This window comes from Neisseria oralis, from assembly GCF_045062685.1.
GTDB classification, from domain to species: Bacteria; Pseudomonadota; Gammaproteobacteria; order Burkholderiales; family Neisseriaceae; genus Neisseria; species Neisseria oralis.
This window is the reverse complement of record NZ_JBJGEB010000080.1, coordinates 1-255: the sequence shown is the minus strand read 5'-3', so window position 1 is coordinate 255 and position 255 is coordinate 1. Positions and strand designations below refer to the sequence as shown.

Below are 255 nucleotides of genomic sequence, written 5' to 3'. Positions count from 1 at the left end.
TTTCTGCACGCCCTCGCGAAGCAAGACCAAGGTTACGGCGGCCAAAGGCAATCCTGCCAACATTCCGACAAAGCCCATCAGCTGCCCGAACGCCATCAGCGAAAAGATAACCCAAAACGGCGACAGCCCGATACGGTCTCCCACGATTTTCGGCGTAATGAAAAAACTTTCGAGAAACTGTCCTACGGCAAAAACCGCCCAAACAGCCAAGATGCCACGGCATCTTGGCTGTTTGGGCGGTTTTTGCCGTAGGAC

The 255-nt window shown here is 54.1% G+C and carries 1 protein-coding gene; it reads right to left on the bottom strand.

Annotation, left to right across the window (positions count from 1 at the left end):
• On the bottom strand, positions 1-255 hold a 255-nt coding region (locus ACI43T_RS12150; RefSeq protein WP_405387382.1), incomplete at both ends, for an AI-2E family transporter.